This is a genomic window from Paenibacillus oleatilyticus, assembly GCF_018998565.1.
GTDB lineage: Bacteria > Bacillota > Bacilli > Paenibacillales > NBRC-103111 > Paenibacillus_G > Paenibacillus_G oleatilyticus.
Window position 1 is genome coordinate 1 of the sequence record NZ_JAHNZO010000044.1, and the last position, 14,898, is coordinate 14,898.

18 protein-coding genes, 2 tRNA genes and 1 pseudogene are annotated in these 14,898 nt (G+C 54.1%); 12 read left to right on the forward strand and 9 right to left on the reverse strand.

Annotated features, from left to right (window positions below):
• On the forward strand, positions 1-1,073 hold a 1,073-nt coding region (locus KQX66_RS33840; protein WP_368858152.1), incomplete at its 5' end, for an ATP-binding protein.
• On the opposite strand, the gene KQX66_RS33845 is transcribed toward KQX66_RS33840, so the two are convergent.
• Both KQX66_RS33845 and KQX66_RS33850 read right to left on the reverse strand, forming a co-directional pair.
• Complete coding sequence (locus KQX66_RS33845; RefSeq protein ID WP_216797962.1) at positions 1,056-2,030, reverse strand: EamA family transporter; 975 nt, start codon at positions 2,028-2,030, stop codon at positions 1,056-1,058. The genes KQX66_RS33840 and KQX66_RS33845 overlap by 18 nt on opposite strands.
• Positions 2,031-2,094: 64 nt before the next feature.
• Complete coding sequence (locus KQX66_RS33850) at positions 2,095-2,856, reverse strand: glucose 1-dehydrogenase (RefSeq protein ID WP_216797963.1); 762 nt, start codon at positions 2,854-2,856, stop codon at positions 2,095-2,097.
• 204 nt (positions 2,857-3,060) lie between these two features.
• On the opposite strand from KQX66_RS33850, the gene KQX66_RS33855 reads away from it, so the two are divergent.
• Both KQX66_RS33855 and KQX66_RS33860 read left to right on the forward strand, forming a co-directional pair.
• Positions 3,061-3,348: a hypothetical protein gene (locus KQX66_RS33855; RefSeq protein WP_216797964.1), complete on the forward strand. Its 288-nt coding sequence runs from the start codon at positions 3,061-3,063 to the stop codon at positions 3,346-3,348.
• Positions 3,349-3,373: 25 nt separating this feature from the next.
• Positions 3,374-3,859 carry a hypothetical protein gene (locus KQX66_RS33860; RefSeq protein WP_253957619.1) on the forward strand — a complete coding sequence of 162 codons (486 nt, stop codon included), beginning with the start codon at positions 3,374-3,376 and terminating at the stop codon, positions 3,857-3,859.
• Here the strand turns inward: KQX66_RS33860 and KQX66_RS33865 are convergent.
• Positions 3,785-4,831: a YkvI family membrane protein gene (locus tag KQX66_RS33865; RefSeq protein ID WP_216797965.1), complete on the reverse strand. Its 1,047-nt coding sequence runs from the start codon at positions 4,829-4,831 to the stop codon at positions 3,785-3,787. The two genes, KQX66_RS33860 and KQX66_RS33865, sit on opposite strands and share 75 nt — an antisense overlap.
• A gap of 209 nt (positions 4,832-5,040) precedes the next feature.
• Between KQX66_RS33865 and KQX66_RS33870 the strand changes: the two genes are divergently transcribed.
• On the forward strand, positions 5,041-5,652 hold the full coding sequence (locus KQX66_RS33870; protein WP_216797966.1) for a DedA family protein: 612 nt from the start codon (positions 5,041-5,043) through the stop codon (positions 5,650-5,652).
• A gap of 47 nt (positions 5,653-5,699) precedes the next feature.
• Here KQX66_RS33870 and KQX66_RS33875 read toward each other — a convergent pair whose 3' ends face one another.
• Positions 5,700-6,425 (reverse strand): DUF4309 domain-containing protein, encoded by a 726-nt coding sequence (locus KQX66_RS33875; protein WP_216797967.1) that lies wholly within the window; start codon positions 6,423-6,425, stop codon positions 5,700-5,702.
• A 310-nt stretch (positions 6,426-6,735) separates the two neighbouring features.
• Between KQX66_RS33875 and KQX66_RS33880 the strand changes: the two genes are divergently transcribed.
• Both KQX66_RS33880 and KQX66_RS33885 read left to right on the forward strand, forming a co-directional pair.
• The gene (locus KQX66_RS33880) at positions 6,736-7,305 is read left to right on the forward strand and encodes a xanthine phosphoribosyltransferase (protein ID WP_216797968.1); all 570 of its coding nucleotides are present in this window, start codon (positions 6,736-6,738) and stop codon (positions 7,303-7,305) included.
• A 138-nt stretch (positions 7,306-7,443) separates the two neighbouring features.
• A complete protein-coding gene (locus KQX66_RS33885) occupies positions 7,444-7,767 on the forward strand; it encodes a hypothetical protein (protein ID WP_010499765.1) in 324 nt (107 codons plus the stop codon).
• Positions 7,768-7,863: 96 nt separating this feature from the next.
• On the opposite strand, the gene KQX66_RS33890 is transcribed toward KQX66_RS33885, so the two are convergent.
• Complete coding sequence (locus KQX66_RS33890; RefSeq protein ID WP_216797969.1) at positions 7,864-8,178, reverse strand: hypothetical protein; 315 nt, start codon at positions 8,176-8,178, stop codon at positions 7,864-7,866.
• Positions 8,179-8,308: 130 nt separating this feature from the next.
• Between KQX66_RS33890 and KQX66_RS33895 the strand changes: the two genes are divergently transcribed.
• The 3 genes from KQX66_RS33895 to KQX66_RS33905 are packed head-to-tail and all read left to right on the forward strand — an operon-like array spanning position 8,309 to position 9,556.
• Positions 8,309-8,536, forward strand: coding sequence for a hypothetical protein (locus KQX66_RS33895; RefSeq protein ID WP_216797970.1), 228 nt, complete (start codon positions 8,309-8,311; stop codon positions 8,534-8,536).
• Positions 8,533-9,279, forward strand: coding sequence for an adenosylcobinamide amidohydrolase (locus KQX66_RS33900; protein WP_216797971.1), 747 nt, complete (start codon positions 8,533-8,535; stop codon positions 9,277-9,279). Before KQX66_RS33895 ends, KQX66_RS33900 begins: the two co-directional genes overlap by 4 nt.
• A gap of 55 nt (positions 9,280-9,334) precedes the next feature.
• Positions 9,335-9,556: a DUF1387 domain-containing protein gene (locus KQX66_RS33905; RefSeq protein ID WP_216797972.1), complete on the forward strand. Its 222-nt coding sequence runs from the start codon at positions 9,335-9,337 to the stop codon at positions 9,554-9,556.
• Between the two features lie 16 nt (positions 9,557-9,572).
• Here KQX66_RS33905 and KQX66_RS33910 read toward each other — a convergent pair whose 3' ends face one another.
• Both KQX66_RS33910 and KQX66_RS33915 read right to left on the reverse strand, forming a co-directional pair.
• A complete protein-coding gene (locus tag KQX66_RS33910; protein ID WP_054977628.1) occupies positions 9,573-9,794 on the reverse strand; it encodes a hypothetical protein in 222 nt (73 codons plus the stop codon).
• A gap of 268 nt (positions 9,795-10,062) precedes the next feature.
• Positions 10,063-11,094, reverse strand: a complete 1,032-nt coding sequence (locus KQX66_RS33915; protein WP_216797973.1) for an LCP family protein — start codon at positions 11,092-11,094, stop codon at positions 10,063-10,065.
• 199 nt (positions 11,095-11,293) lie between these two features.
• Between KQX66_RS33915 and KQX66_RS33920 the strand changes: the two genes are divergently transcribed.
• From KQX66_RS33920 to KQX66_RS33930, 3 genes are all read left to right on the forward strand, one after another.
• Positions 11,294-11,377 (forward strand) — tRNA-Leu (locus KQX66_RS33920).
• 181 nt (positions 11,378-11,558) lie between these two features.
• Positions 11,559-12,452, forward strand: a complete 894-nt coding sequence (locus KQX66_RS33925) for a DMT family transporter (RefSeq protein WP_216797974.1) — start codon at positions 11,559-11,561, stop codon at positions 12,450-12,452.
• A 67-nt stretch (positions 12,453-12,519) separates the two neighbouring features.
• A tRNA-Leu gene (locus KQX66_RS33930) sits at positions 12,520-12,603 on the forward strand.
• A gap of 181 nt (positions 12,604-12,784) precedes the next feature.
• Here KQX66_RS33930 and KQX66_RS38055 read toward each other — a convergent pair.
• Both KQX66_RS38055 and serA read right to left on the reverse strand, forming a co-directional pair.
• Positions 12,785-13,029, reverse strand: a pseudogene (locus tag KQX66_RS38055) (benzoate/H(+) symporter BenE family transporter); the annotation flags it as partial.
• 105 nt (positions 13,030-13,134) lie between these two features.
• A complete protein-coding gene (gene serA, locus KQX66_RS33940; protein WP_216797975.1) occupies positions 13,135-14,724 on the reverse strand; it encodes a phosphoglycerate dehydrogenase in 1,590 nt (529 codons plus the stop codon).
• Positions 14,725-14,898: the final 174 nt, after the last annotated feature.

The following is a 14,898-nucleotide window of genomic DNA, read 5'->3' on the forward strand; positions in this document are numbered from 1 at the left end:
GCGAGGCGCTGCGGGGCACCGCCGCGGGCTTTGCCGCGGAGGCGGCCGCGCTGCTCGGCGAAGCGGCCGGCCGGGAGCCCGGCCCGGCACTGAAAGCATGGCAGGCCGCCCGCGACCGGCAGCTCGCGCGGCTGGAGCAGCTTGCGCGGGATGGCCGGCAGCATGCCGAGCTGAGCCGCCAGTCTGCGCTGCTGTTGCAGCAGTTCGAGCGCACGGCCGCGAAGCGGCAGGAACTGCTCGACGCCGCACGGGCGGACGGGGAAGAGAGGCTGCGGCATCTCCATCGCCAATACCTTCGCCGTCAGGAGCTGCTGGGGGAGCTGAGACAGGATGAGCTTGCCATCCGGACGCTGGTAGGGGAAGCGGGGATGAAGTCGCTCGACGAGAAGCTTGCGGGCGTCACCGGAGGAGAGCTGGACGAAGAACGGAGGCGTCTGTCGGAACAGCGGGATGAACTCCGGGAGCGGCTGGAAGCGTGCCGGGAGGCGAAAAGCCGCAAACGGTTCGAAATCGAACGGCTGACCGAAGGCGGAGATCATGCGGACAAGCTGCAGCAGGCGGAGGAGCGCCGCACCGAGCTGAGGCGTTTGATGAAGCGCTGGGCGGTAGTTTCCATGTGCGGAACGCTGTTCGCCCAGACGAAACGATTGTACGAACACGAAAAACAGCCCTCCGTCATGCAGAGGGCTTCCCGGTACTTCGAAAAGATGACATCCGGCCGATTCACGCGGATGATTGCGCCGCTCGGCGAGCAGCGCGTACTGGCGGAGAGGGCGAACGGCGAGCTGCTGGATGCGTCCGCGCTCAGCCGGGGGACGGCCGAGCAGATGTACTTGTGCATCCGCTTCGCGCTTGCGGACGAATACGCGGCGTCCGGAGTCCGGTTGCCGCTCGTGATTGACGATTTGTTCGTGAATTTCGACGACGAGCGGCTCGGATACGGCATGGAGCTGCTGCAAACGGTGGCCGAGGGCCGACAGCTGCTGCTGTTTACGTGCCACAAGCACGTGCTGGATGCGTATGTTTCGCGTTTTTCCGCGGCATCCGTCCGGCATTTAAGCCGCAAGACGTAATACAATAATGCCGATCAAGGCAAGCAAAAGGCCGCCCGATTCGAGGCGGCTGAATTTTTCTTTCAGGCCGAAGCGGGCATAGAAGAGCACGAGTACGACGTTCATCGCGATGACGACGGAGACAAGTCCGGTGACGCCGGCGGCGAACGCCGGCATGGCAAGGATCATGCCGCAGACGTTGGTAATGCCGACGAACATGCCCCAGATTAAGGTCCGGCCGGAGGACCACCCGCGGGCTATCGCTGGAGCAGGTCCGCTTCCAACTGCAACCGCAGAAGCAGCCGCGGGGACCGGGCTGTCGGGCGCCTCCTCCATTCCTGCGGCCGCTTCTTCGCGCCCGGCCCGGAGCGCCGCCCGGGCGAAGGCCTCTTGCTTCCGGCCAAGCAGCCAAGCGGCGGCAAACAGCAGTGAACCGGTGCCGTACATCAAAGCCAACGTCGGCAAGGTGGCGGCGCCGATGAGCGTCGCCTGCTTGGACGAGAGGTCGGTCAAGCCGAAGAACAGCATCGTTATCACGCCCCAGTGCGCGCCCTGCAAATTTTTGAGCGAAATGTCGTTGGAGTAGCGGATCATCAAAATCCCGGCCACGATCACGACAAAGGCGGCGAGCTGCGACGAATTGAGCTTCTCGCCCCACAGCACGTACGCGAACAGCACGACCACGACCGGTGGAAGCCCGGTGAACATGGCAACCAGCGACGCTTTGCCGACGGAATACCCTTTATACATCGCAGCATTGGAAACAAACGAAAACAGCCCGAGCAGCGTACCGATCCACACGGGCTTCGTCCAGGCTTGTCCGGTGAACGCCGCCGCAACAAGCGCAATCAGCGTGCCGGACGCATAGACGCCCAGCAGCAGCAGGTTCCGGTTGATCGGACGCTGCGACGTCCATTGATATAAGATACCCCTCAGCCCGAAGCAAAGCGCCGAGGCGGCCGCAAACAAAAACCACATGATGTCTGATTCTCCCGTCGTAAGTACAGTTTCTTCCACTTTTTTCTCTAACCCTGGATGCAATCTACTCTTCGTAAATCATTTTTACGGTCATGCCGCCGTCGACCACAAGATTTTGTCCCGTTACGAACCCGGCCCCGTTCCCGGCCAAATAAAGGCATGCCGCCGCGATATCCGCCGGGGTTCCGACACGTCCGGCCGGATGCTGCAGGCGGTCACGTTCGCTGTGTACGGGGTGGCGACGATTGGAAGCTTTTTGCCAGTCGGCGGTCTCAATCCAGCCGGGGCTTACGGCATTCACGCGGATACCGTACGGACCGAGGCTGACGGCCATCGCATGCGTGAGCGCCAACAGACCGCCTTTGGAAGCGGAATACGCCTCGGTGCCCGCTTCCGACATCAGTGCGCGTGTGGAGGCGATATTCAGAATGACGCCGCCGCCCTGCCGCTTCATCGCGCGGGCCGCCTGCTGAGAGCAGACGAACGTACCGCGCAGGTTTACGTTGATCACCCGGTCGAACGACTCCAGCGGCAGCTCCAGCATCGGGCCGTTCATCCCGATCCCGGCGTTGTTCACGAGCACGTCGATCCGCCCGAAATCGTCCAGCATCAGCTTGAACCATCGCTGCACTTCGGTTTCCTCCGCCACGTCCACGGGCAGAAACATCCCTTTGCCACCGAGACTGCGGACCTGCTCCATCAGCTCCATGCGCGCTTCCTTATCCGTATCGGCAACGGACACCTCATAACCGGCCTTCACGAATTCCAGTGCGACCGCTTTGCCGATTCCTTGCGCGCCGCCCGTAACGGCAGCTACCTTCCGCATATGTTCACCTCCGTAAGAAGAAGCTTTTCTTATACCATATAATTTGCCATGATCCTGGTCAAAAGTACATCTATTAAAAAAATGCGTACATATCGCGAATGCTCATCATTTTACACGGGAGTACAAAATGGCATAGCCTGTATTCTCAGGAAGCTATATAATAAGCAAAGATAAAGTAAAGCCATTGGAAACGGAGGTACGCGGGTGAAGCCTGAAGAGCGCGAACCGCGCGAAATGACATACCGGATCGGCTGGAAGCGAGGCACCATCGTTCCGAACGGGCAACGCTCTCCGGCAGCGGCATCCGGACATCCAACAGACATGTCCATTATAGGGGAATCCCGCATGCAGAGGTGGAATCGCAGCTATCTGTGGCGCAAGGCGCCTTCGCCGGGCCTTCGGACGCTGCAAGTCGCCGTATTTGCGATGCCGGTTCTGCTGTTTGCGTTGTTTCTATGGATGGCATACGAGCTTGCACAGCATGCCCGATAAGAAGAAATACACGAGGTGTTGACACATGATGATGACGATGCTTGCCTGGCTCGGCGGGGCTATTGGGCTTGTCGTGACGGGATCGGCCGTTTTGCTGGCCTGGACCGTCTATTCGCGGGCCCAAGCCGAAGCCCTGCCTTCAGCCGCCCCGGAGGGAGCCGCTGCCCAGACGGAAGAACGCCCGGAAGACCGGCCATCTTTATCCGCTGCTTTGGTCCGGCAGGCCGGCCCGCATTTAGCGCGTTGGACGTTTTTCGATTATGCGCTGCTTGTATTGTTTGCGGTCGGCAGCTTGTTTTTGTTCACGGATCTGCTTGCCGTCCTGCGGGATGCGGAGCAATACCCGCCTTATCATTTCGCATATTTGCTGTGCGGTTTTGTCTTTACGCTGGCCGGCATGCTTATGATGCTCGTCCGGCTCGCGCTGACGATTGCGTCAATTCGTTCCGAACGGCCGCTGCCTGCGCCAGATCATCAGGATCATCCAGGCCATGCTGAGCAGGCCCAGTAACGGATAGAGCGACGAGAGCAGCGTTTTGAAGCCGATGTGACTCACCACATAGCAGAGCACAAGAAGGAGCGGCACGATGATCTGATAAGACAAGGAGCTCCGCTGCTCGATCTGCAGCGCCAAACCGTAAACGTCAGCCAGCAGGGTGGTGAAAATTTCCCCGTAGATCACCAGAATGAACGGAAGCTGCAGCAGCGGACCGAGTCCGTGAATTAAGTGCCCCATCGGGATGTCAAACTGCGCGATCCCCGGCATTTGGGCGGACAGGGCATAATGACCGGCCAGCAGCATGGCCCCGATGCCGATCCCGCCCCAGACGCCCCCCCAATACAGCACCGACCGGTCTTCGATCTGAGCCCCAAGCGGCACGAGCACCGCTTGAGCCATCGTCAGGTTGAACGCCGCATAGAGGAGCGGGGCGAACCAAATGCGCTGGGCGGAATAATCCGATTCCATGTGAAGCCAATTGCCAGCCCCGGGCGTGTCCCAGGTAATCCAAACGGCAACGCAGCTAAAGCCGATCATAAGCGGGACGATAACGGAGTTTACGGCCATGATCGCCTTCATCCCCCGGACAAGAAGGACATACGCCAGCAGCAGGGTAAAAAGCAGCCCCGACTGAAGAGGCAGATTCAAATGCTCGGCAAAAACCGATCCCGCGCCGGCCAACATGACCGTCGATACGCCGAACAGAGCCACCAAAGTGAACAAGCTGACGCCGTTTCCGACGGTTTTTCCGAATAACAGCCTGTTGAGATCTTCATAAGACTTGGCGCGGGTATCGTGGGCCAGCTGCATCAGCTTGATGCCCAGCCATATAAACAAGGCGCTGGCGACACCGATGGTGAAGGTCGCCATCCAGCCGTAGCGGGTGAAGAACTGGATAATTTCCTGCCCGGTCGCGAACCCGGCGCCTACAACGGTGCCTACATAGGTGAAGCTGACCTGCAGAATGTTCCCCCATTTTCTCATTCGCTCGCAAGTCCCCCTTCCTGACCGCTTCCTTTATGATACAACGTATGAGAAGGGGCCAAGCCTCATGACTTTTGTTTTGTGCCGGACATGCCAAGCTGTCAGGAGGAAAGCTTGTTCTTGGGTTAACGGACGAATTCTGATACAATGATAAAGGATTTGACCGATATTCGACATGATCTGAAATTATTTGGCTGGAGCGTGTGAAGGTGGAGCATCTTTTGCAGATGATTGATCAATACGGGTATATAGCTCTTTATGGATTGCTTGCGCTCGGCATTGTTGGCATTCCCGTGCCGGATGAAATATTGATGACGACCGTAGGCTCGCTTACGGTAGGACAAGATCCGCTGCTTGATTACGGCACTTCGCTTGCCGTCTGCTTTAGCGGGTCCATGACAGGCATGCTGATCAGTTATTTTTTAGGCCGGACCGTAGGCAAGCCGTTTCTTTACAAGTACGGAAAATGGGTCAAGCTAACGCCCGAAAGGCTTGGCGTGGCCGAGGGCTGGTTTCACAAGTATGGCATGTGGGCGGTCTCATTCGGGTACTACGTGCCGGGGGTCCGGCACTTTACGTGCTACTTGGCCGGCGTCAGCAATGTCGGATTTTGGCGGTATCTCTTTTACGCGGGAGCGGGGGGCCTGGTCTGGTGCTTGTCGTTTCTTACCTTGGGGCACGTCATCGGGATTAATGCTCCGCATATCATTGCGGTGGCTCACCGATACATGGGAATCACGATCGCGATCCTTGTCGTTCTTATCGTTATCATCGGTTATTTTTATTGGCGGCACCGCAAGCGGGCCGTAACCCGGACATGAAAAAACCTTGACAGGAAGCTCCTGTCAAGGTTTTTTGGCATACGATGCTACTCCGCGAACAATTTGATGGAGTTGACCTTTTGCGATTTCGGATCGATATCCAGCTTCAGCACCGCTCCGGTTGCTTTATACGTGAGAACGAAGCTGGTGTTCGAATCCGGCTTGCCGAGCGATTTGGTAACTTCTTCAACCGGATCGCCGAGCTTGAGGCCGTTCAGGCCCGGATTGACGTCGGCGCTTCGGACATCGACAAAATGCAGTTGATTCTGCTTGTCGAAGCCGACGAGGAAATCGGTGTAATCGTACACCGTAATCGGATCGGTGTCATCCTCCATGACGAATTGCTCTTTCGGCTTGCCGAATTTCTCTGTAATTTCCGCGGCGCTCGTTTTGAGCGTCAAGCCCAGCAAGGTCGGCTTGGCCTGCGTATACGGCGACTTGATTTCGATCTTCGGCTTCGTTTGCGCATTCGGCTTCGTTGCCGGAGGAGTCTGCTCGCCTTCCCCTTTGTCCTTGTCGCCCTTGTCGGCGCTTGCGAGCGATACTTTATCAGCCTGGTTTCCCGCCGGCGTAGCAGGAGTAGGGACAGACGGATTCGTGATCGTCTCGTTCTGAGGCAAGGACGTCTCCGTCGGCGTAACGACCGTCGATTCCGCTTCCTTTGGCTGCGCAGGCGTCGGAGCCGCCGCATTTTTCGGTTTGCACCCCGTCGTTACCATCATCATGATCATTATAACGGACAAGATTCCGATGAAGGCTTTCTTTCTGTTCATCATGAGCTTCCTTTCCGTGTTACAATTTGGCTGTAACCTCTTTAAATCATACCGTGTACCCGGCCTCTTCACAAAGAGCAAAAATGCCCAAATCCCCGCCGATTGCTATGAAAATGCGGGAATTTCATTTTCAAAGCTTCATTTCCGTCCGGGCAGACATTCTTTCTTTTGTTATACCCATTAGACGATGTTTCGAAGCAAAAAGTTGCATCTTTGTTTCCAATTCCGTAAAAGATGGTACTTGAAACCTAGTTTGCCGTTATGTTAAGTTTTACGGGAACAGGCAAATGAAAGAGCGGAGGCGTGGAGAATGGAATTATTGAAACAAAAGATCAGGGAAGTGGGCGTAATCCTGTCGGATGAGGTGATCAAGCTGGATGCGATTCTGAACCATGCGATCGATCCGGTATTGACGACGGCCATGGGACGGGAGTTCGCGCGTTTATACCGCGACGAGAAAGTTACGAAAATTTTAACGATCGAATCGTCTGGCATACCGATCGCATTCGCAGCCGCACAGGAATTGAACGTTCCGCTTGTATTCGCCCGGCGCAAAAAGTCGCTCAACACGGAAACGGAAACGTATTGCGAGCGCGTGCCTTCGTTTACGAAAGGCATTGTCACCGACATTATGGTATCGAAGGAATTTCTGGACGAAAAAGACCGCGTCGTGCTGATCGACGATTTTATCGCCAACGGCGATGCGGCACGGGGGCTGATCCGGATCATTCGCCGTTCGGGAGCGACGCTGCTCGGTCTTGGAATCGCCGTGGAAAAATCGTTTCAAGCTGGCGGACGCACGATCCGCGAGTCGGGAATACGGGTGGAGTCGCTTGTGAAGATCGCTTCGCTTGCCGGCGGGGAAATCCGGTTCGAATAGCAACATTTGTCTCGGCTTTCTGAACACTAAGCCTTCCATCTGTCCGCTTTTTCCTTTATAATGGATCGTAGGCTGAAAAGTATGAAGTTTGCTCTTCGGCCAGTTGGCGAATGACAAAGATGGGGAGGTGCTACTTGCATGGGGAAAGAAATTCCGGCAGATTTTTTCGTGACCAAATTGAATGAGGCGAAAGTACACTTCGAACGTGCCCTAGATTGTAAACATACGGATTTTGATGATCTGTATCCCTATATGATTGAGCATCCTCAATTTTTTTGGTACAAACGCTATGTGGCTTGGTCCGAGCTGCTGACCGTCGTGAAGCTTTGCAAAGAGCTCGACGTCGAGTGGGAACAGCAATTCTCGCAGCAGCAAGTGGACTACATCAACAAACGCGTCATGTCCAGCAAAGTGCTCGATTATTGGTTCGAAACTAACGATACCAGAGAGCATGTAGGATAACGTTGTCCCTAATTATAAATCGAACCTGTACCGGGCTTGCGTCCGCAGTACAGGTTCTTTTGTTTGTGAATCGGATTGCCTGCTGGGTGCCCGTTATTATTGGGGCAGCACATTCATCGCTTCAATATGCTTTCTCGTATCTGGTGTGCCGAGCTCGTGCAGCATCCGGTAGATCTCCGTCAAATTCCAGTCGTACGCGTCGTTTTCTTTATCCGCGTGGTATTCCCGGTAAGGAATCATCGCCCGCACCGCCGTGTCCTCTTCGTTCATGGCAAGCTCCTCGAATATTTCCTGTAGCTTGTCGACTTCCTCTTCCGTTGCTTGTATTTCAAACTCGAAGTTGCCGGTCACATCTTCCGGCTCCAGAATTTCGCCGCTTCCGACGGCAATATAGTACGTTTTCTTTTCCATGACGTATCCGCTCCTCTTATCCGTACACCTCGCTGACGCTGTTTATTGTATCCCCCAAATGATGTATTCTTATTACATAACCGACTGAAAAGGCAAGCTTGATTTTCAAAGGAGAATTGGGGGGAATACCGTGATTTCGGACGAACAATTGGACAAATACCGGGTCGAGGGGACGCTGCTGCGCATTGTGCGCGATGCGGACAAGACGAACGATGTGAAAGGCATCGTAGTCGCTTGGGACGATGATACGGTCATGATCCGCAAGCAAAACCGCCGTATCGTCAAGCTGGATCGCAGCTACCATTTTCAGCCTTTCCAGGAGCCGCGCATCGAGCTGTTTGAGGGGGAGCTGTCATGACTCCGGAACGGCCTGCTTCCCTCCGTTACGCGGAAGAGCTGCTCTATTCAGGCGTTCCGTTGGCCGGTTTTCGGTTCGGATTGGCAAACCGCGGCTATGAGAGCTACTTCCTGATCGAGAGCGAGCGGCCGCTGCGGACGCTGAATTCCTCCATGTGGGGAGAAGGGTTCGGGGAGTTCCGCCGCTTAATGAACCGGCAGGTGCCCAAGCAGTATGCTTCGGACGATCCGTTGGCCGAGATGAATGTTTTTATGAAGGAAAAGGGGCTGGATGCCCAAAATACGGCAGCGCTGTTGACGGCGGCAAGCTTGGCGGACTTCGGATACGAGCATCTTCGTCTTCCCGGGGGAACGGACGTATGCGCATGGGTGACTGCAGGGCTGAGCAACAAGGCGCGAGCGGGCAAGGCTTGTGACGTTTCGTCTTTGTTTCCGGGGACGATCAATACAGTGCTGGTGATCGACGGCCGCTTGACGGACGCCGCGTTCGTCAATGCCGTCATTACCGCGACGGAAGCGAAAACGGCTGCTCTGCAGGATTTGAATATCGTTCTGGAAGAAGGGGGGCAGACCGCTACCGGTACGACGACCGACGCGATCCTTATTGCAGCGACGCAGCAAGGCGAAGCGTACCGGTATGCGGGAACGGCCACCAGGTTAGGCTATGCGGTCGGGCGAACGGTCTACGAGGCAACGAAGCGGTCCGCAGCGCAGTGCCTGAAGCGGATGGGAGGCCTGGTATGAGCACACCCGGATTGGGTTAAAGTAACAACATCATAAAAATGAAAGGGGGGAGAAGATGGATCAAGATCGGCCGTTTGAAGAAGCCGAGCTATTTTTGCGGCCGTATTACTTGCTTCGGATACGCTCGGTAAGCGGCGGGGCGTCAGGCGAGGTATGGCTGCGGAATAACGAAGGACATGGTGCAGATACGCATTTGTTCAATGTTCCGAGGCAGAGAAGTGCGGAGGAGCTTAAACGCTGGGCCGAGCGGGCGGTCCGGGCCTATGAGGAAGGCTGATGATCCGGCCGCCGCATCAAGACCGGAAGGCGGACAACAGCAGCAGCAGGCCAAGCGTCGCCAGGAGACTGATCGTGACGAAAACAAGGCTGCCCAACAAAAGCAGCAGGCCGGGGAATACGATTCCCAGAAGAAAAGCGCCGCCAAGAACCCACAGCAGCGCCTTAAGCGTTAGCTTCAGCAAGCCCCACAGCGCCAAAGCAAGCAGAATGCCTCCCAAGATCTGCAGCAGCACCATAATATCAATCCCTCCTGTAGGAAAGTATATGGCGTTACGGAAAAAACATGTCATGCAGCCGGACAAGTCATGATCTGCCGCTGTGCGGCATACAATGGGTTTTACCATAACCCCTGGGAGGCGGTGCCGTTTGAAGCAGGGCTCGGCATTGAAAGGAACCGTAATCGGTATCATCCTGACGCTGCCGATATGGGCGGTGATCATATGGCTTGTGCGCAAATGGCTAGCCGACTAAGGAAGCGCTTGCCCGCTTCGCAGTTCCGCTGCGTTAGTGCAGATTTTCACGGATCAGCTCCTTCAGGTGTTCCTTATCGGGCTCCCAGTACCAGAGAGGGGAACGAACAAGCGGATCGGCTGCTTTGACGGATTTGCCGGGAATTTGCCTATACTTGATGTCCTGGCCGTTCATACCCTTGAACAACCAGGCGAAGCTGATAAGATCGCTGTCGGTCAAGTTCGTGTCGACCAGCTCTTTTTTCGCCAGTTTCAGGAGCCCGGGCAGCTCGGTTATTTTCTCCGGCGCCAGCAGCTTCTGCACGACGGCCCGCATCACCTTCATGTGGTCCGTCTGTCTTCCGAAATCGCCATCCTCCAGCGAATACCGTTCCCGGACGAAAGCCAGCGCGGTTAAACCGTCCAAATGCCGGCTTCCCGCTTCCAGCGGCTTGCGGGTCATGGACAGCCACATGTCTTTGGGAATGTCTACGTCAATGCCTCCGATCGTATCGATAAAGGTAACGAATCCGGAAAAATTCGTCTTCACGTAATAATGAACCGGAATCTGCAGCAGGTCGCTGACGGCTTGAATCGCCGCATCGGTTCCCGATTTCTTGCCGCCATCCATTTCAGCCATGAAATGCGCGTGGTTTATTTTCGTTAAGCCGATCCCGGGCAGCGGGACCCGGGTGTCCCGTGGAACGGAAATGAGATGGACCTTTTTCTCCGCAGGAACGACATGAGCGAGCAGAATGACGTCCGTACGTGCGGCTTGGCCGCTGGTCGTGTCCAATCCGAGTATTAGTGCGTTAAAGGCGGTCGATTCGTTCAGGTTTGCGGATTGTACGGGCTTGTCGGCGGGGAGAGCCAATGGAGCGGTTGAAGCCTCGACAGCTGTCGGATCGTTCGGTAAAGACTGGGAATAGCCCGGAGGATCTGTGGAGGTGGAGGCAGAGGGTGCGGCGATAACCGGATGCGTTTTCATTTCAAAATGGCGGGCGGGTTCCAAATAACGATACAGTAGCCCTAGACCAGCCCCTGCGAATACGACAACGGTAAGCGCGCAGAGCTTCCATCGTTTCAAGGGAAATCACCTGGTTTCCTATGGAATGAGATACAAAATGTAACCATTTATGAAATATTAATACAAATTGTATCATAATATGATTTGTAATAAAATATGATGCATAAAATGTTTGACTTCGGACTTGAACGATGATAAGATACTCCTTGTCCCCTTGAAGGAGAAACTTCCGAGCGATCCATTCAAGGAAAGAAAATATGCGGTCGTGGCGGAATTGGCAGACGCGCTAGATTCAGGTTCTAGTGGTGTAACAGCCGTGGAGGTTCGAGTCCTCTCGACCGCATCAACGCAAAAAAGGCCCTTAAATTACTAAATAAGTAATTTAAGGGCCTTTTTTTATATCGTATATTCCTCATCTTGCGGGCCTGCATTCCATACTTCGATGAAGAACGAAATATTCTTCGTTTACAATGACAAAGGATACGTATCCGCGAATCAAAGTAAACGAAGGGAGATATCGCTGCATGAATGCAATCAAATTTGTGCCGTTAATCGTTTTAACCACCTTTTTAATGGGCTCTTCTTTCACTGTGGGGAAACTTGGACTGGCTTACTCGTCCCCGTTGTTATTGGCCGGATATCGCTTCATTCTGGCTGGAATCCTCATGGTGGTCTTTGTTATCGGGCTCCGCAGGCCGCATCCCGATTCCAAGCGCGTCTGGATCAGAATGCTGGTTATCGGTGCTTTTCAAACGGCAGGGGTCATGGGATGCATTTTTTTGAGTCTCCGGACCATTACGGCCAGCCAGTCGTCCATCCTGACGTTTACGAATCCGCTGCTTGTGGTCATCCTGGGGACGATTTTTCTTAAGATACGGTATAGGCCTTATCAATGGATAGGTGTTCTGCTGGGGCTAACGGGTGTAGCTATAACCTTGGGAGCGCAGCTGGAAGTCAAAATCGGCCTGCTCTTCGGCTTGCTCTCCTCGGTATGCTGGGCGGTGTCGACGTTACTGGTCAAACGGTGGGGAGGGAGGATCGACTCGTGGGTGTTATCCGCTTATCAAATGCTCTTCGGAGGTTTGCTGCTCTTCTTGGCCAGCATGGTTCTTGAACGGCCGTTCTTTATTGTCAACGGCCATTCCTTGGCGATTTTGCTGTGGTTAAGCGTACTGTCTTCCATTGTACAATTTGCTATCTGGTATTACGTGCTGCAAAGAAGCGATCCGGGAAAAACGAGCGCGTTTTTATTTTTGGCTCCGTTTTTCGGAGTGTTAACGGGCTGGAGCGTATTGGGGGAACCGCTGCATCCTTCCATCATAGCAGGCGGTCTGTGCATCGGATCAGGCATCTTTCTTGTCAACGTGGACTTTAAACCAAGATCCGCGACAACGAAGAATAGCAGATCTAACGCTTGACATGGCCCAATACCCGTTATATAATTCCATTTGTCGGTTCGAAATTGGTCGAATCGCAGCGAAATATGCGGTCGTGGCGGAATTGGCAGACGCGCTAGATTCAGGTTCTAGTGGTGTAACAGCCGTGGAGGTTCGAGTCCTCTCGACCGCATCAACCTTAACCATGAACGAGCTCTTGAATCTGACCTTTTGTCGATTCTGGAGCTTTTTTTATAGTCGGGATGTGTGATGTATTGCTCATCACCACATATTCGCAAACGGTATAGAGCGATCCGTATACACTTTTTTTCCTATAGTGTTGCCTCGCGGGTATATACCTGTTCAGAGACGGCTTATGCGGATGGCTTTATCCGAAATTGTCCATGTATCAATGCATGAGCTGCCAGACCTGCGACCAATCCCCCAAATACGCCGCCGACTCCAAACAAGGTGACATTGGCTGCTGTTGCCAAAAAAGTAATCAATGCTCATGCGAACCGAATGGCGCAGCAAGGAACGACCCCAAACCCGTTATGGTCAAAATGGGATTGGCGCTTGTCTTAAATCCATCATTGCGCAGCACCAGCATTCCAGGCATAACAATTTGACTTCATCTGCTTTGCACCCCGATGCTTGGCAAGCCAGTTCCATCTGCCGTCTGACCGTTTCGAGATTTTTTCAATGAGATGTTCCATATCCCTCCTTAAAAATTGATCTCCCGTACACGTTTGATTTCCGGTATCCCACATAAGGCTTCCGTCACTTGTTTGGGCACTTTCTTATCCACTTTTAGTATCATGACCGCTGAACCGCCAATCTCGGTTCGGCCCACCTGCATCGTGGCAATATTAATGCCGTTATCTCCGAGCAACGTTCCGACACGGCCTATGATCCCTGGCATGTCTATCTGTGAGATCAACAGAACATAGCCTTCCGTTGGAAGTTCTACCGGGTAAGGCCCGATTCGAATGAGTCGTTCTCCAACGCCAGCCACGGCCACCCCCGTCACCCATCTTTCTTCCATCGTAGTCTTTAATCGAATCGTAATCCCATCGGCCGCGCCTTGGTCAATAAGGGATTTGCGTGTCCCAATATGAACGTCCCGATCCTTCGCCAAATAGAGGGCATTGACAATATTGACTTGTTCCGCGCCGAGATGATGAGAAAGTATCCCTTTAAGCGCATAAGGTACAAGGGGGGAGATGTCCACATCGGCAAGCGCTCCCGCACATTCCACAGACACTTCACGCACGGCGCCATCCGTCATTTGGGCCAGCGATTTGCCCAGTTGGTCGCACAAGGTAAAGTAGGGCTGCAGCCTGTTAAGGAGTCCTGACGGAATCGCAGGCATATTGACGGCATGTTTAAATGGCTCGTTGCGTAAAATATGGATCACTTGCTTCGAAACAGCGATGGCTACATTTTCCTGGGCTTCAAAAGTAGACGCGCCCAAGTGTGGGGTAACAATCATATGAGGATGATTAAAAAAAGGATGATCCGGCTCCGGAGGCTCCTTTTCAAATACATCAAAAGCAGCGCCGGCCACAATCCCTTCATCGAGCGCTTCGAGAAGGGCAGCCTCGTCAATAATTCCCCCGCGGGCGCAGTTGATGATACGCATGCCCCGTTTCATGATGCCAAATTGCGGCTTTGCTATCATATGATGCGTTTGGCTGGTCAGCGGCGTATGAACCGTGATAAAATCCGCTGTTCGCAACATCTCGTCTACTGTTGTAAGCCTGATCCCTAATTCATTCGCCCTCTCTTCCGCCAGGAAGGGATCGTAGCCAATGACGGTCATACCGAACGCCGCCGCGCGTTTGGACACTTCGATTCCTATACGGCCGAGCCCCATCACACCAAGGATCTTGCTTCGCAATTCAACGCCAAGAAAGGATTTGCGGTCCCACAGCCCCGAAACGGTTTTCGTATAAGCTTGCGGAATATGCCGGGCTAACGCCATCATCATCGCAAAGGTATGCTCACATGTCGTGACGGTATTGCCGTCTGGTGCATTGACCACCACAATCCCTCGGCTTGTCGCGGCGTCCAAATCAATATTATCAATGCCGACCCCCGCCCGGCCAATGACTTTCAGCTGGACACCGGCTTCCATGATGCGTCGAGTGACTTTTGTTTGGGAACGGACGAGCAACGCATCATACGAACCGATGAAGGAAATAAGCTCTTCCTCGCTCAATCCCGTCTTTTTTGTGACCTCCACATCCACCGCACTCGTCAACTGCTGCAAGCCAAAATCACTAATTGGGTCTGATACCAAAACTTTAAACATTGCTTTTCCTCCAGTCAAAAGTCAACTCTGTCTGTCTAGCCTTATCGGAATACCATGCTAGTATAGCAATAGTTGGATTGGTTATATATATCCAAAAATATTATTTTTGAGCAATCCAAAAACAACTTGCCCCCTAGGATTGCCCATAGGTGCTGAAATAAAAATATCCCCTCA

Excerpts from the sequence above, each read along its gene's own strand:
- KQX66_RS33845 (WP_216797962.1), bottom strand. The coding sequence starts at position 2,030 with ATGTGGTTTTTGTTTGCGGCCGCCTCGGCGCTTTGCTTCGGGCTGAGG.
- KQX66_RS33850 (WP_216797963.1), bottom strand. The coding sequence starts at position 2,856 with ATGCGGAAGGTAGCTGCCGTTACGGGCGGCGCGCAAGGAATCGGCAAA.
- KQX66_RS33860 (WP_253957619.1), top strand. The coding sequence starts at position 3,374 with ATGATGATGACGATGCTTGCCTGGCTCGGCGGGGCTATTGGGCTTGTC.
- KQX66_RS33865 (WP_216797965.1), bottom strand. The coding sequence starts at position 4,831 with ATGAGAAAATGGGGGAACATTCTGCAGGTCAGCTTCACCTATGTAGGC.
- KQX66_RS33875 (WP_216797967.1), bottom strand. The coding sequence starts at position 6,425 with ATGAACAGAAAGAAAGCCTTCATCGGAATCTTGTCCGTTATAATGATC.
- KQX66_RS33880 (WP_216797968.1), top strand. The coding sequence starts at position 6,736 with ATGGAATTATTGAAACAAAAGATCAGGGAAGTGGGCGTAATCCTGTCG.
- KQX66_RS33885 (WP_010499765.1), top strand. The coding sequence starts at position 7,444 with ATGGGGAAAGAAATTCCGGCAGATTTTTTCGTGACCAAATTGAATGAG.
- KQX66_RS33890 (WP_216797969.1), bottom strand. The coding sequence starts at position 8,178 with ATGGAAAAGAAAACGTACTATATTGCCGTCGGAAGCGGCGAAATTCTG.
- KQX66_RS33900 (WP_216797971.1), top strand. The coding sequence starts at position 8,533 with ATGACTCCGGAACGGCCTGCTTCCCTCCGTTACGCGGAAGAGCTGCTC.
- KQX66_RS33905 (WP_216797972.1), top strand. The coding sequence starts at position 9,335 with ATGGATCAAGATCGGCCGTTTGAAGAAGCCGAGCTATTTTTGCGGCCG.
- KQX66_RS33910 (WP_054977628.1), bottom strand. The coding sequence starts at position 9,794 with ATGGTGCTGCTGCAGATCTTGGGAGGCATTCTGCTTGCTTTGGCGCTG.
- KQX66_RS33925 (WP_216797974.1), top strand. The coding sequence starts at position 11,559 with ATGAATGCAATCAAATTTGTGCCGTTAATCGTTTTAACCACCTTTTTA.
- serA (WP_216797975.1), bottom strand. The coding sequence starts at position 14,724 with ATGTTTAAAGTTTTGGTATCAGACCCAATTAGTGATTTTGGCTTGCAG.